Genomic DNA, 233 nt, shown 5'->3' on the forward strand with positions numbered 1-233 from the left:
CGGCGCCGACCCGCGCACGCACCTCGTGCACGGTCAGCTCGATCTCGCGCCCGAGGGCACCATCGCGGTCGAGGGCCGCAGCTCGAAGACGAGCCTGCCGGGCGTCTTCGCCGCGGGCGACGTGGTCGACCCCACCTACAAGCAGGCCGCGACCGCGGCCGGTTCCGGCGTCGTCGCCGCCCTCGACGCCGAGCACTACCTGGCCGACATCGCGGATGCCGAGAAGGCCGAAC

General features: G+C 74.2%; 1 protein-coding gene. It reads left to right on the top strand.

The window, feature by feature from the left end; translation table 11 throughout:
• Positions 1-233 (top strand): NAD(P)/FAD-dependent oxidoreductase (locus tag FJ658_RS15330; RefSeq protein WP_181408509.1); only part of this gene is annotated, 233 nt, incomplete at both ends.

Origin of the sequence: Schumannella sp. 10F1B-5-1 (assembly GCF_006517535.1) — a bacterium.
In the GTDB taxonomy this organism is placed as follows: Bacteria; Actinomycetota; Actinomycetes; order Actinomycetales; family Microbacteriaceae; genus Schumannella.